The 14,113-nt window shown below is 62.4% G+C and carries 12 protein-coding genes; 6 read left to right on the forward strand and 6 right to left on the reverse strand.

The features are described from left to right. The first annotated feature begins 26 nt into the window (after window positions 1-26). The 5 genes from BM364_RS14355 (at window position 27) to BM364_RS14375 (ending at window position 5,285) form a co-directional block, all read left to right on the forward strand. Window positions 27-1,427, forward strand: a complete 1,401-nt coding sequence (locus BM364_RS14355; protein WP_092425760.1) for a murein hydrolase activator EnvC family protein — start codon at window positions 27-29, stop codon at window positions 1,425-1,427. 6 nt (window positions 1,428-1,433) lie between these two features. Next, window positions 1,434-2,822: a S41 family peptidase gene (locus BM364_RS14360; RefSeq protein ID WP_092425762.1), complete on the forward strand. Its 1,389-nt coding sequence runs from the start codon at window positions 1,434-1,436 to the stop codon at window positions 2,820-2,822. 89 nt (window positions 2,823-2,911) lie between these two features. Beyond that, the gene (locus tag BM364_RS14365; RefSeq protein WP_092425764.1) at window positions 2,912-4,045 is read left to right on the forward strand and encodes a divergent polysaccharide deacetylase family protein; all 1,134 of its coding nucleotides are present in this window, start codon (window positions 2,912-2,914) and stop codon (window positions 4,043-4,045) included. A gap of 9 nt (window positions 4,046-4,054) precedes the next feature. After that, window positions 4,055-4,588, forward strand: a complete 534-nt coding sequence (locus BM364_RS14370; protein WP_092425766.1) for an RNA pyrophosphohydrolase — start codon at window positions 4,055-4,057, stop codon at window positions 4,586-4,588. 10 nt (window positions 4,589-4,598) lie between these two features. Beyond that, window positions 4,599-5,285: an aspartate/glutamate racemase family protein gene (locus BM364_RS14375; protein WP_092425768.1), complete on the forward strand. Its 687-nt coding sequence runs from the start codon at window positions 4,599-4,601 to the stop codon at window positions 5,283-5,285. Between the two features lie 199 nt (window positions 5,286-5,484). On the opposite strand, the gene BM364_RS14380 is transcribed toward BM364_RS14375, so the two are convergent. From BM364_RS14380 to BM364_RS14405, 6 genes are all read right to left on the reverse strand, one after another. Beyond that, a complete protein-coding gene (locus BM364_RS14380) occupies window positions 5,485-5,907 on the reverse strand; it encodes a F0F1 ATP synthase subunit epsilon (protein WP_092425769.1) in 423 nt (140 codons plus the stop codon). Between the two features lie 86 nt (window positions 5,908-5,993). After that, window positions 5,994-7,433 carry a F0F1 ATP synthase subunit beta gene (gene atpD, locus BM364_RS14385; protein ID WP_092425771.1) on the reverse strand — a complete coding sequence of 480 codons (1,440 nt, stop codon included), beginning with the start codon at window positions 7,431-7,433 and terminating at the stop codon, window positions 5,994-5,996. Between the two features lie 21 nt (window positions 7,434-7,454). Continuing rightward, on the reverse strand, window positions 7,455-8,345 hold the full coding sequence (locus tag BM364_RS14390) for a F0F1 ATP synthase subunit gamma (RefSeq protein ID WP_092425773.1): 891 nt from the start codon (window positions 8,343-8,345) through the stop codon (window positions 7,455-7,457). Window positions 8,346-8,367: 22 nt separating this feature from the next. Further along, the gene (gene atpA / locus BM364_RS14395) at window positions 8,368-9,903 is read right to left on the reverse strand and encodes a F0F1 ATP synthase subunit alpha (protein WP_092425775.1); all 1,536 of its coding nucleotides are present in this window, start codon (window positions 9,901-9,903) and stop codon (window positions 8,368-8,370) included. Further along, window positions 9,904-10,464, reverse strand: a complete 561-nt coding sequence (locus tag BM364_RS14400) for a F0F1 ATP synthase subunit delta (RefSeq protein ID WP_092425777.1) — start codon at window positions 10,462-10,464, stop codon at window positions 9,904-9,906. Window positions 10,465-10,779: 315 nt separating this feature from the next. After that, entirely contained in the window at window positions 10,780-12,948 is a 2,169-nt protein-coding gene (locus tag BM364_RS14405; RefSeq protein ID WP_092425779.1) for a primosomal protein N', read from the reverse strand. A gap of 129 nt (window positions 12,949-13,077) precedes the next feature. Here BM364_RS14405 and BM364_RS14410 point away from each other — a divergent pair, with 129 nt between their 5' ends. Continuing rightward, a complete protein-coding gene (locus BM364_RS14410; RefSeq protein ID WP_092425781.1) occupies window positions 13,078-14,010 on the forward strand; it encodes a tyrosine recombinase XerC in 933 nt (310 codons plus the stop codon). Window positions 14,011-14,113 lie beyond the last annotated feature (103 nt).

Here is a 14,113-nt window from a genome sequence, read left to right on the forward strand (position 1 = left end):
GGTGGCGCCAGCATTGGGGAGTTGCCATGCCGCTTGGGCTGGACAGCACTGTCAGAGCCATGCTTGGCGGCCTTGTGCTGACAGGAGCTCTCGTCTTGCCGCTCTTGGCTCAGACCGAGGCCCAGGCACCTGCTGAAACCCCGACAAGCGCGTCCGAACCGGCTGCCCCTGCTGCTGAGCCCACCGAGCCGGCCACCTCTCCACAGACCAGTGAGGCCACCGCAGACGAGCCGGCTTCTGCCGAAAGCCGCGCCGCCGATCTCGCCGAAGTCGAAGCCTCGCTCGAGCTCAGCCGCGAGCGCATCGACGCGCTCAAGGCCGAGATCGCCGAGATGGAGGGCGATCGCACGCGGCAGAACGCTGCCCTGATCGCCGCCGGACAACGCGTCAAGCTCGCCGAAATTGAAGTCGCCGATGTGGAAGAGCGCCTGTCCAACCTGATCGTTGACGAACTCGACGTGCGCGGACGGCTCGATGGCGCCGATGCCGAGATCGCCAACGTTCTCGCAGCGCTCGAGCGTATTTCGCTCAATCCACCCCCGGCTCTGATCGTTGATCCCACCGATGCTCTGGGTTCGGCACGTGGCGCCATGCTGATTGCCGCCATCGTGCCGCAGCTGCGCGCCCGGGCCGATGCCGTCGCCGCCGATCTCAAGGCACTGATGCTCATCAAGGATCAGGCGCTTGCCGAAGAGGCAACGCTCAAGGCCAACTATGCCGTGCTCGAGGAAGAGCAATTGCGCATCGCCACCTTGATCGCGGCGCGCAAGCAGGGAATCGAAACCGCGGGAGCGGCACTTTCCGCCGAGGAGCAGGCGGCCGTTGACCTTGCCGAACGCGCCAGCACCCTGCGCGAGCTGATTGCCGCCCTTTCGGCCCGGGCCAACCAGACTACATCGCCCACCGCGCCGGTTGACCCGGACCTGCCGCAGCTGTCCGCAGAGGCCATTGCGCTGGCCTTTGCCAACACTGCCCGCACAGAGCCGGCCGTGCCCTTTCAGTTAGCCCAGGGCTATCTTGCCCAACCCGCCAATGGTGTGACCGTGGTGCAATTCGGCGCCGGTGACGGCTTTGGCGGCATTTCGCAGGGCCAGTCGATCGTCACCCGCGCCGATGCCCAGGTGGTCGCTCCCGCCGATGGCTGGGTGCTCTACAAGGGGCCCTATCTCAATTACGGCCAGATCGTCATTCTCAATACGGGCCAGGGTTATACTGCACTCCTCGCCGGGCTTGATACGATCTCGATCGATATCGGTCAGTTCGTGCTGATGGGCGAGCCGCTCGGCACGATGGGATCACGCACAATTGGACGGACGGTGACGACCAATGCTGGCAACGCCCAGCCGACGCTTTATATTGAACTGCGACAGAACAACGAACCCATCGACCCCGAAGGCTGGTGGGCAGAGAACGAACAGACGGGATAAATCCATATGCGCTTGACCACCTTTCGCGCCGCCGTCCTCGGTGTGGCGCTGCTCGTGCCGGCCGTCGGGCTGATTGCACAGGATCAGCCGGCACCAGAAGCGCCGGTGGAAGAGCCCAATCCTAGTGGCGAACAGCCCGAGCCATCGGCGGAAGAGCTCGACCGGGAGCCCCGCGACCCCCTTGAAATCTATGCCGATCTCAACCTTTTCGGCGAGATCTTCGATCGCATCCGCGCCGAATATGTTGATCCGCCGGATGAGGAAGAACTGATCCGCGCTGCGATCCAGGGCATGCTTTCCTCGCTCGATCCGCATTCGGGCTATCTGCCGCCCGCTGATTACGACGAAATGCGCCAGGATACATCCGGCCAGTTTGGCGGACTCGGTATCGAGGTGACAATGGAAGACGGCGTGATCAAGGTGATCTCGCCGATCGACGACACCCCAGCCGCGCGCGCCGGCATTATGGCCAATGACTATATCATCGAACTCGACGGCGCCTCGATCCAGGGCCTGACGCTCGATGAAGCCGTGGGCAAGATGCGCGGGCCTATCGGCACCGACATCACCGTGACAGTTGCACGCGAGGGCGTCGACCAGCCCCTGACCTTTGAATTGACCCGCGACACCATCGCCATGCGCGCCGTGCGCTGGAGCATGGAAGGCGACGTGGCTATCGTGCGTCTCTCGCGCTTTTCGGCTCAGGCCTATATCGGCATCGAGAACGCAATCAAGGAAATCTACGAAGAGCGTGACGGCGCCGCACCGGAAGGCATCGTGCTCGACCTGCGCAACAACCCTGGTGGCCTTGTCGACCAGGCGGTCTTTGTCGCCGACGCCTTCCTCAAGCAGGGCGCCGTCGTGCTGACCCGCGGCCGCACCGAAAGCGAAAGCGCACGGTATGACGCTCAGCCCGATCCGCTCGACGAGCAGCTTGCCGATGTTCCCATGGTTGTGCTGATCAATGGCGGCTCCGCATCGGCTGCCGAAATCGTGGCGGGTGCCCTGCAGGATCACAAGCGCGCCACCCTTGTGGGCACGCGCTCCTTTGGCAAGGGTTCGGTGCAGTCGATCATCTCGCTTGGCCCCGACGGCGCCATGCGCCTGACGACCGCCCGCTACTATACGCCCAATAATCGCTCCATCCAGGCGCTCGGCATCACCCCCGACATCGAAATCCGTCAGGTCGTGCCCGAGGAGTTCCAGGGCCGCGATGAGATCGTGGGTGAGGCGGGTCTTGCCGGTCACATTACCATCGAGGGTCAGGAAGAAAGCACAGCCGGCTCTTCGGTCTATGTGCCCCAGGAAGCCGCCGAAGATGCCCAGCTGCAATATGCGATCAAGCTGATCACCGGCGAGGAAACCGACGAGGCTTTCCCTCCCGTGGCCGAGTAAAGCCCAACGCATGCTAAACTCAAGGCGCTCCGGCCTGATTCGCCGGGGCGCCTTTCTTGTGAACCCCTTGTTCGGGCCGGATCGCCGCCATGGCCAATGACCTTTCAACGCCCCTGACCGGTCGCAAGCAGCGGGCGCAAAGCCGCCTCGGGCGTCCGCATCTTCCTCTTGCCCGTATCTTCTTCGGTCTGATCGCCATAATCGTCATTGGCGTGGTGGCGCGGCTGATCCTGGTCGAGGACCCGATGGGTGGGCGACCCAGCATGGAAGCAGGGATCGTCGAGACGCGCGTGGGCAACAGCGTCGCTGACAACAGCGCCACGGGCCCTGCAACGATCACTGCGGATCCGCACCAGACCCTGGCGCATAACACGACGGCGCCGGCCCTCATGCCGCAAGAGGCATCTACCGTCCCGCTCGAAACGGCAAGCGGCGGCTCGCTTGCTCTCGTGCCGGACCTTGTGGAAGAAACTGCCAATGGCCCCATTCCGCGCATGTCCGGCGCCGGTGAGCGGCCGTTCGACGCCTATCGCTATACCGCAGGTGCTGTTGGTACCGGCCCGCGCATCGCGCTGATCGTGACGGGCCTCGGCATCAACGAACAGGGCTCGCTCGATGCCATTGCTCAATTGCCCGATCTCGTCACTCTGGCCTTCGCTCCATACGGCAAAGCCTTGGAAAAGACGGTCGGAGTGGCTCGTGGCGGCGGTCACGAGGTCATGCTCGAAGTGCCGCTTGAACCCTTTGACTACCCTCAAAACGATCCGGGTCCGCACACCCTCCTTACCGGGGAACCGCCGCGGCAAAATCTCGATAAGCTCTTCTGGCTCATGGCCCGATTTGGCGGCTATTTCGGTGTCATCAATAATATGGGCGCCCGCTTCACCGCCTCGGCGGCAGATTTCAACCCGATCATGGAAGAGCTCGGCGCACGCGGCCTGGGCTATATCGACGATGGATCCTCGAACCGATCGGTGTCTCAGCAGCTGGCAGGATCCAATGAGGTGCCCTATGCGCGGGCTCGGATATTGGTGGACGCCAACCCCGCGCGTGCATCCATTCTCTCCACGCTCGCCAGCCTTGAAACGGAAGCACTGGAACATGGCAGTGCAATCGGTATTGTCAGCGCATTGCCCATTTCCATTCAGACGATCTCTGAATGGTCGGCCGAACTCGATGCCAAGGGCATCGAACTGGTGCCCGCCAGCGCGTTGATGCAATAGAGACCGATCATGCCAGCACTTGCCGACCGTGACGCCCTGCCCTATCGCGACTGCGTAGGCATCGCGCTGTTTAACCCCCGCGGCGAAGTCTTCATCGGCCGGCGCAGAAGCGAGACCGATCCGGAAAAGACAGCTCAGACCATCGAGGCTCCCTGGCAGATGCCGCAGGGCGGGATCGACAAGGGCGAGGACCCGCTACGGGCGGCACTGCGCGAACTCCACGAGGAAACCTCGGTAAGATCGGTCAGCCTTCTTGCCGAAGCACCGGAATGGATCCTTTACGATCTGCCCGATGAAGCGATCGGCAAGGCGCTCGGCGGCAGATATCGCGGCCAGCGCCAGCGCTGGTTCGCCTTTGCCTTTACTGGCCATGACAGCGAAATCGACGTCGAAGCGCCTGGCGGCGGCAAGTTCAAGGCCGAGTTCGACGCGTGGCGCTGGGAGCGCCTGTCGCGCACGCCATCCCTGATCGTGCCGTTCAAGCGCGACGCCTATAACCAGGTAGTCGCCGCCTTCGCCGATATTCCGCAGCGCTTTTCCTGAGAGATAACCAATGAAGACCATTGGCCTTGTGGGTGGGATGAGCTGGGAATCGACCGCGCATTACTACCGCATCCTCAATTCCGAAGCGGCCAGGTGCCTAGGCGGGCTTCATTCGGCCCCGCTCTTGATCCATTCGCTCGATTTTGCTGGCATTGCAGCCCTCCAGACGGAGGGAAAGTGGGACGAGGCTGGCGCCGTGCTCAATGACTCTGCGCGACGGCTTGCAGACGCCGGAGCCGAAGTGATCGGGCTTGCGACCAACACCATGCACCTTGTGGCCGATGCGATGATGGAAGGGGTTTCAGCGCCCTTTGTCCATATTGCCGAGCCGACAGCCGATGCGCTGCTCGAGGATGGTCATGCGACCATCGGGCTTCTCGGCACGCGCTTCACCATGGAAATGGGTTTTTATCGCGAGCGGCTCGAGGCGCGCGGAATGACGGTGCTGGTTCCGGAGGTCGACCGGACCAATCTCAACGCCATCATTTTCGAAGAACTCTGCCGCGGCATCGTCCGCGACGAATCGCGAAAGACCTATGTCGAGGCCATTGGCAGGCTGGCCGCGCGGGGTGCCAGTGCAGTTATTCTCGGCTGCACCGAAATCGGCATGCTGATCGACGATAGCGTCAGTCCGATCCCGACCTATGACACGACGGATCTGCATGCCAAGGCGCTCGTGAGTGCCGCGTTGGCGTGAGGCAATTTACTCTCACAAACGTTTTCTCGATCGCGTGTCATCCCGGCGAAGGCCGGGATCCATCTCGAGATCTCAGGATGGGCCCGGCTTTCGCCGGGGTGACAATCGAAGACCGGGATGGGTGAATTCGAATAAACCGTTGAAAGCAAAAAAGGCTGCCTTGCGGCAGCCCTTCGTGATCTTCGGGAGCCGGCGCGCCTTAGTGGATGTGAGCGCCGTTGAGCTGTTCGGCTTCGAGGGCCAGATTGAGCAGGCCACTAACGAAGAGCTGGGCATAGGACTTGTCGTCGGGCGTTTCGGCACGCGAGAGTTCTTCCTCGGCCGCCTTGATCTGGGCCTGGAGGTCGGCGTGATCGAATTCGGAGAAGGGCACGGATTCTTCGGCAAGGATCGTCAGGCCTTCGGGCGAGACATCGGCAAAGCCGCCGCGAACGAAAAAGATCTCGGCGGAATTGTCGCCGGTCACGGTGATGAACCCGGCACGCAGCGTCGTCATGAAGGGAGCATGGTCCGCCATGACCGTGAAATAGCCTTCGGTGCCCGGCACTGTGACCGACTGGACGGTCTGCGACACGAGCAGGCGTTCGGGCGATACGATCTCGATCTTGAGGCCTTCAGCCATGATTTTGGTCCCTTAGCAGAGAAAACCCGAGGAAACGGGCCTGTGCGCCGGGCCCGCCGCAAGCGGCGGGCCCGAATTGCGAAAGCTTAGGCAGCCTGGGCTGCGAGCTTCTGGGCCTTCTTTACGGCGTCTTCGATGGTGCCGACCATGTAGAAGGCGGCTTCCGGCAGGTGATCGTAGTCACCCTTAACAAGACCTGCGAAGCCCTTGATGGTGTCTTCGAGCTGGACGAAGACGCCGGGCGAGCCGGTGAACACTTCGGCCACGTCGAACGGCTGGCTCATGAAGCGCTCGATCTTGCGGGCGCGGGCCACGGTCAGCTTGTCTTCTTCGGAGAGCTCGTCCATGCCGAGGATCGCGATGATGTCCTGAAGTGCCTTGTACTTCTGGAGGATCGCCTGAACCTGACGGGCAACTTCGTAGTGCTCGGCGCCAACGACGTTGGCGTCAAGGATACGCGAGTTGGACGCCAGCGGATCGACGGCCGGGTAGATGCCCTTTTCCGAGATCGCACGGTTGAGAACGGTCACGGCGTCGAAGTGGGCGAACGAGGTCGCCGGCGCCGGGTCGGTCAAGTCGTCGGCGGGCACGTACACGGCCTGCACCGAGGTGATCGAACCCTTGTTGGTCGTGGTGATGCGTTCCTGCATCGCGCCCATGTCGGTCGCCAGCGTCGGCTGGTAACCCACGGCGGAGGGGATGCGGCCAAGCAGAGCCGACATTTCGGCGCCGGCCTGGGTGAAGCGGAAGATGTTGTCGACGAAGAACAACACGTCCTGACCTTGGTCGCGGAAGTTTTCAGCGATGGTCAGACCGGTCAGTGCTACGCGGGCACGGGCGCCCGGGGGCTCGTTCATCTGGCCAAACACAAGGGCGCACTTGGAGCCGGCGGACGAACCACCGTTTTCGTGCGGGTCCTTGTTCACGCCCGACTCGATCATCTCGTAATAAAGATCGTTGCCTTCACGGGTACGCTCGCCGACGCCGGCAAACACCGAATAGCCACCATGGGCCTTGGCGACGTTGTTGATCAGTTCCTGGATCAGAACCGTCTTGCCAACGCCAGCGCCGCCCATAAGGCCGATCTTGCCGCCGCGTGCATAGGGAGCGATCAGGTCGACGACCTTGATGCCGGTCACGAGAACCTGCGATTCAGGGTTCTGTTCGGCAAAGTTGGGCGCGTCCTGGTGAATTTCGCGCCTGGTTTCGCCAACGATCGGGCCGGCTTCGTCGATCGGCTCGCCGATAACGTTCATGATGCGGCCGAGCGTGCCTTCGCCCACCGGAACGGTGATGGCGGTGCCCAGATCGGTGACCGACGCACCGCGGACCAGACCTTCGGTCGTATCCATGGCGATGGCGCGCACGGCGTTTTCGCCGAGGTGCTGGGCAACTTCCAGAACCAGGCGCTGGCCATTATTGGTGGTTTCAAGCGCATTCAGGATGGCGGGCAGGTGATCGTCGAACACCACGTCAACGACGGCGCCAATAACCTGCGAAACGCGACCGGCTTTTGCTTCTGCCATTTGTTCGTCCTCGCTGAGGGGTTAGAGCGCTTCCGCGCCCGAGATGATTTCGATGAGTTCTTTGGTGATCTGGGCCTGACGCTGGCGGTTATAGCTCAGCTGCAGCTTTCCGATCATTTCGCCGGCATTGCGGGTCGCATTGTCCATGGCGGACATCTGCGCACCGTAGAACGAGGCGCTGTTTTCGAGCATGGCGCGGAAGACCTGCACGCTGATATTGCGCGGCAGAAGATCTTCGACGATCGCTTCTTCGCTCGGCTCGTATTCGTAGATGACGGCGGAGTTGTTGACGATCTCGCCTTCGCCTTCGACGTGCTCGATCTTGGCCGGGATGATCTGCGTTGCGGTCGGAACCTGGCTGATCACCGAGTTGAACTTGGCAAAGAACAGGGTCGCGACGTCGAATTCGCCGGCGGCAAACAGAGCCTGGACCTTCTGGCTGACTTCGCTGGCTTGGGCAAAGCCGATGCTTTTGACGTCACGATAGCTGATCGTCTCGATGATCTTGTCGGCGAACTGGCGCTTTAGGATATCGTGACCCTTGCGGCCAACGGTCAGGAACTTGACGGTCTTGCCTTCAGCCAGGAGCTTGTTGGCGTGATCGCGCGCCAGACGCGCGATCGAGGAATTGAAGCCGCCCGCCAGTCCACGCTCGCCGGTGGCAACGATCAGCAGATGCACCTGGTCCTTGCCATTGCCGCCAAGAAGCACGGGAGCATCGGACTGGCCATCGTAAACGGCAGCCAGGCTCGACAGCACCCGGCCCATGCGCTCGGCATAGGGACGTGCAGCTTCCGCAGCATCCTGGGCGCGACGCAGCTTTGCCGCCGCCACCATCTGCATGGCCTTGGTGATCTTCTGGGTCGATCTCACCGAGTCGATCCGGTTCTTTAGGTCCTTTAGCGACGGCATTGCCTGTCGTCTCCTTCAGGCTTCAAGCCGCGTAGGTCTTCTTGATGTCATCCAGCGCCGTCTTGAGCTTGGCACGGGAATCGTCGCTCAGAGCCTTTTCCGCAGCAATGGTGCCGAGCAGATCGGCATGCTTGGCGCGCAGGTTGCTCAGGATGTGCTTTTCGAAATCCTGGACCTTGTTGACCGGAACGGTGTCGAGATAGCCCTGCCCACCGGCAAAGATCACCGCAACCTGCTCTTCGGTCTTGAGGGGGGAGAACTGGGGCTGCTTGAGCAATTCGGTCAGGCGTGCACCGCGGTTGAGGAGGCGCTGCGTTGCCGCATCGAGGTCCGAGCCGAACTGGGCAAAGGCCGCCATTTCGCGATACTGGGACAGTTCGCCCTTGAGCGAGCCCGCAACCTGCTTCATCGCCTTGACCTGGGCCGAGGAGCCGACGCGCGACACCGAGAGACCCACGTTCACGGCCGGGCGGATACCCTGGAAGAACAGGTTGGTTTCAAGGAAGATCTGGCCATCGGTGATCGAGATCACGTTGGTCGGAATATAGGCGGACACGTCGTTCGCCTGGGTTTCGATGACCGGCAGAGCGGTCAGCGAGCCAAGGCCGTGCTCTTCGTTGAGCTTGGCGGCGCGTTCGAGCAGGCGGCTATGGAGATAGAACACATCGCCCGGATAAGCTTCGCGGCCCGGCGGGCGGCGCAGCAGGAGCGACATCTGACGGTAGGCAACGGCCTGCTTGGTCAAATCGTCATAGGCGATCACGGCATGCTTGCCATTGTCGCGGAACCATTCGCCGATCGCGCAGCCGGTGAACGGGGCGATGTACTGGAGCGGGGCTGGATCCGAAGCGGTCGCTGCGATCACGACCGAATACTGCATGGCGCCGGATTCTTCGAGCTGGCGCACGAACTGGGCAACCGTCGAGCGCTTCTGGCCGATGGCGACGTAGATGCAGAACAGCTTTTCCGTGTCGGAAGCATTGGCGTCATGCGCCGGCTTCTGATTGAGGAACGTGTCAAGAATGATGGCGGACTTGCCGGTCTGACGGTCACCGATGACGAGCTCGCGCTGGCCACGGCCGATCGGGATCAGCGCATCGATCGCCTTGAGGCCGGTCGACATCGGCTCGTGCACCGACTTGCGCGGCAGAATGCCGGGCGCCTTGACGTCGACGCGGCGACGCTCGGTGTGCTCGATCGGGCCCTTGCCGTCGATCGGGTTGCCAAGGCCATCGACCACGCGGCCGAGAAGGCCCGGACCAACCGGAGTATCAACGATCGCGCCGGTGCGCTTAACGACATCGCCTTCCTTGATGGCGCGGTCGGAGCCGAAGATCACGACGCCGACATTGTCGGTTTCAAGGTTGAGAGCCATGCCCTTGACCCCGCCCGGGAACTCAACGAGCTCACCGGCCTGAACGTGGTCGAGGCCATAGACACGGGCAATGCCGTCACCGACGGAAAGCACCTGACCGACTTCGGAAACCTGGGCTTCCTGGCCGAAATTCTTGATCTGGTCCTTGAGGATCGCAGAAATTTCCGCGGCTTTGATGTCCATTTATCCGACCTCTTTCATGGCGACTTTCATCGCGGCGAGCTTTGTCTTGATTGAAGAATCGATCATCTGGCTGCCGACCTTCACCTGAAGGCCACCAATCAGGGTGGGATCGACGAATTGATTGAGCGTCACGGCCTTGCCCAGCTTGGCCTTGAGCGTTTCGCTGAGGGCCGATGCCTGTTCGGCGCTGAGCGGCGCGGCCGAAGTCACGTCCGCCGTGGTTTCACCGCGTGCGGCTGCAGCCAGCTCGCGGAAACCGACGATGATGGCATCAAGCGCGAAAAGGCGGCCGTTCCGCGCAACGAGACGCAGGAAATTGGCGACCAGCGGATTGACCTGGGCCTTGGCAAGGATCGCGTCGAGCGCGCTGGCCTTGGCATCGCCGGAAATCACCGGGGAGCGCAGATAGCGCGAGAAATCGTCGCTTTCACCGATCAGGCGGGAAATATCGGAAAGGCCGGTTTCGACCGATGCCAGTTGATTCTCGCTCTGCGCAAGATCGAACAGCGCCGACGCATATGGCCGCGCGATCTGGGTAAGCACTGAATTCTGCGCTGCCAATGTCGCTTCACCCTCTGTGTGTGGCTGCCTGCAGCTCCGAGCCGCGGCAACTTTTTGTAACGTTTGGGACGTGTCCGGAAACAAGGGCCCAAGTCGGACTACCCCTAGCCGGACCCCTTTAAAAGTCGGCTCGCTCTAACACAAGCCAAGCGCCCCATGCAAGGCTGGCAGACAGGATTCAGCGGGAGCGAAAATGTCGCAGTCTGATCGCGTCGGCCGATGGACGCGGGATGCGTTCATTGCCGGCAAAAAACCAGGCGAAAAGCGCACCTAAAGAATGCGAGGCTGGGCCGGCTACTACTGTGGGCCGGCACCTCACATGAAGCTCATCGGATCGATGTCGATCTGGACCTTGATATCCCCTCGCGCCTTTTCGGCGCTGGCGAGCCAGAAGCGGACATAACCCGAGAGGTCGAAATCCTTGCCGGACTGGGCAAGGAGACGCACCCGATGGCGGCCGCGGATCATGGCGACGGGGGCATCGGCCGGACCGAAAAGGCGAATGCCTTCGGCCATGGGTGCTGCCGATAGCAGCGTCCTGGCGAAATTGGTCGCGTTGTCATGGTCGCCTGCCGAGACAATCAACGCTGCCAAGCGCCCGAAAGGCGGCATGCCGCCGGCTTCACGCGCCAAAAGCTCCTGCGCGTAAAAGGCCTCGCGATCGCCCGACACCATGGCTTTCATCACCGGGTGATCGGGATGGTAGGTCTGAAGGAACGCCTTGCCATGCCGGCTGGCGCGGCCGGCGCGGCCTGCCACCTGAGTGAGAATTTGAAAGGTTTTTTCGGCGGCCCGCGGATCCCCATGAGCAAGGCCGAGATCGGCATCGAGCACGCCGACCACCGAGAGCTTTTCGAAGTGATGGCCCTTTGAAACCAGTTGTGTGCCGATGATCAGGTCATATTCGCCCCTTTCGACCTCAGCAAAGCGCTCGCGCAGCTGCGCGTGGCTCCCCATGTCAGTCGAGAGCAGCACGCGCCGTGCATCGGGGAAGCGCGCCGCGGCCTCCTCGGCGACGCGCTCGATACCGGGCCCGACCGGTACGAGGCTATCGAGCTGACCGCATTCCCCGCAGCTCTTGGGGGTGCGCGTTTCGTGGCCGCAATGGTGGCACATCAGGACGCCGCGGAACCGGTGTTCGACCATCCAGGCGGAGCAATCGGGGCATTTATACTGGTGCCCGCAGGCGTTGCAGAGCGTCAGCGGAGCATAGCCGCGCCGATTGAGGAACAAGAGCGCCTGTTCGCCCCGGTCGAGCGCTGCAAACACTTCGCGCGCGAGGCTGGGCGCGATCCAGCTGCCTTTTTCCGGCCCGTCGGTGCGCATGTCGATGGCGGTGATGTCGGGCATCGCCGCCTCGGCAAAGCGGCTTTCCAAGCGGATGTGGGCATAGCGCCCCTGATTGGCATTGTTGCGCGACTCGACCGAGGGGGTCGCCGAAGACAGCACGACGCGCGCCTGCGAGAACTGCGCGCGGACCACCGCCATGTCGCGGGCGTGATAGGTGAAACCATCCGATTGCTTGTAGGCGCCGTCATGCTCCTCATCGAGCACCAGCAGCCCAAGCTCGCGAAACGGCAGGAACAGGGCGGATCGGGCGCCGACCACGGCGCGCACCGTGCCTTCGAGCACGCCGCGCCAGACTTTTGCGCGCTGGACCGGGGTCATGTCCGAATGCCATTCGGCCGGCTTTGTGCCGAAGCGGCGGGTGAACCGATCGATAAAGGTATTGGTGAGCGCAATTTCGGGCAAGAGGATCAGCGCCTGCCGTCCGGCGCACAGGGTGTCGGCGACTGCCTCGAAAAACACCTCGGTCTTGCCCCCGCCGGTGACGCCATCGAGAAGCGCGACGCCGAAGCGGTGCGGATCGAGCGCCAGGATATTGCCAAGAGCTTGCATCTGCTCGGCATTCAACGTTGCCGGAGCTGCGGCCGGGTCAGGCGGCAGCACGACAGGCGGCGCCGGAATCGCGAGCTTTTCGAGCGCCCCTGCCCGCTCAAGACCGTCTATGACCGACGTGGAAACGCCGGTTGCGCCGATCAGGGCCGGCTTGGGCCAGGCCATGTCGTCCAGCAGCGCATCGAGCACCCGCAACCGGGCCGGGGTGAGCTTTTCCGGCTCTATGCCGGTGCGGCGATAGGCGATGACCGGTTTGGGCGGATCGAGCGCTTCGGGCGAGCGCAAGACGCCTCGCAGTACCTGACCCGGTGTGGCCAGGGTATAGCGCGCCACCCATTCGACGAGCTTGAGCAGTTCTTCCGAAAGCGGGGGAACCTCCGGGCGAAACTCTATGTTTCTCAGACGGTTATGGCCAACCGCGTCCTTTGGCTCGCCCCAGACGACCCCGAGGATAAGTCGCGGACCGAGGGGCACGGCGACGATGGATCCGCGCATGACAGACATGCCCGGCGGGACGCGGTAGGAATAGGGACCTTCCACCGCCACGCCGACCATGACCGCTACGATGCTATCGGGACCATACATGTTTGTGCGCGTTCCGTTCTCATGCTCCTTAGATAGGATCACCAGGCGATTCGGCTAGATCGCCCGAAACGAAGACGCGTGATGAGCCAAGTTTACGCTCTTTTTGGGCGCCGCGGATAAGATGAGGACATGACCGACAGCGCTTTTGCCACCGATGCTTTTGTTCAGGCCCAGATTGCGGGGTGGATGCGCGAGCTGGGCTCGGTCAAGCGCCTGGCGCCCAAGACGCTGGAGGCTTATGGGCGGGATCTCGGCCAGTTCATGAGCTTTCTCGCGGGTCATATGGGCGGATCTATCTCCTTGCAATCGCTCCGGGAATTGCGCGCCGCCGATATTCGCGCCTTTATGGCGCAGCGGCGCGAGGAGAGCCTTTCCTCGCGTTCGCTGGCGCGGGTTCTGTCGGCGCTCAAGAGCTTTTTCGCCTTTCTCGAACGCGAGGGAGTGTTGGCAACGGAAGCGTTCAATGCCCTGCGGACGCCGAAGATTCCGCGCTCGCTGCCCAAGGCGCTGAGCGTTGTCGAAGCCAGGCAAGCCATTGTGGCGACTGATGAATTAGAAGACAAGCCATGGGTGGCGGCGCGCGACATGGCCGTCATTTCGCTGTGCTATGGCGCAGGCCTGCGGATCGGGGAAGCGCTGGCGCTGACCAAGGGCGATCTCGAGGCCGAAGTGATGCGGGTGACCGGCAAGGGCGGGCGCGTGCGCATGGTGCCGCTGATCGCGCCGGTGCGGCAGGCGATCGAGCAATATCTGCAGCTAAGCCCTTATAAACTCTGGCCTGAAGACCCCTTGTTCCGTGGCGAAAAGGGCGGAGTGCTGTCGCCGCGGCTGATCCAGAAGCGGATGGTGCAACTGCGCTCCGCGCTTGGCCTGCCGCCATCGGCGACCCCGCACGCGCTGCGCCATTCCTTCGCCACTCATCTTCTCGCCAAGGGCGGCGATCTGCGCGCGATCCAGGAATTGCTGGGCCATGCGAGCCTTTCGACCACCCAAATCTATACTGCCGTCGACAGCGAACGGCTGCTCGAAAGCTATATCATGGCGCATCCACGCAATATGTAACCACATGCGGTGAAACTGCCGTCAAAAGGTGCTGTTCGGTTAGCATCTGGTGAGCATTTCGGGCCATCGAAACGCCTCTTTGACAGCATGTGTGGACGATCAA

This window comes from Devosia crocina (genome assembly GCF_900116545.1).
Lineage (GTDB): Bacteria > Pseudomonadota > Alphaproteobacteria > Rhizobiales > Devosiaceae > Devosia > Devosia crocina.